The 393-nt window shown below is 65.6% G+C and carries 1 protein-coding gene; it reads left to right on the forward strand.

Annotated features, from left to right (window positions below):
• The first annotated feature begins 94 nt into the window (after positions 1-94).
• A complete protein-coding gene (locus AX690_RS17280) occupies positions 95-340 on the forward strand; it encodes a hypothetical protein (RefSeq protein WP_066730502.1) in 246 nt (81 codons plus the stop codon).
• The last annotated feature ends 53 nt before the right edge of the window (positions 341-393 follow it).

The raw sequence follows: 393 nt of genomic DNA on the forward strand, positions 1-393 counted from the left end.
GCCTTAAGGGCAAGGAACTCTCCAACCCCTGGAAAAAGCACGATAACATCCCGCTATGAGCCCGATATCGCCCCCTTCCCGGCCGGAAGACGGCATGGCCGCCTTGCCGGGCGGGTTCGACGGCGCGCCAGCGCCTAGCCTTCCGCGTCTGACGCCCCTCTGGCGTAATGGTCGCGGGATCTGCGCCCAGGGCCTCGCGCGCCCGACGCGGCTGCAGCGCGCCGATGACGGGATCATCAGCGTCCACGGCCAGATCCTGACGATTGATAGCCAGGGACACATCAACAATCTTTCGGCGTCGCGACGGCCCGAAATACGCGCCTCGGGACGCCCGCTCTGATGTTCAGCAAGATCCTGATCGCCAACCGCGGCGAGATCGCCGTTCGGGTCATC

Origin of the sequence: Caulobacter sp. CCH9-E1 (assembly GCF_001556515.1) — a bacterium.
Classification (GTDB): domain Bacteria; phylum Pseudomonadota; class Alphaproteobacteria; order Caulobacterales; family Caulobacteraceae; genus Caulobacter.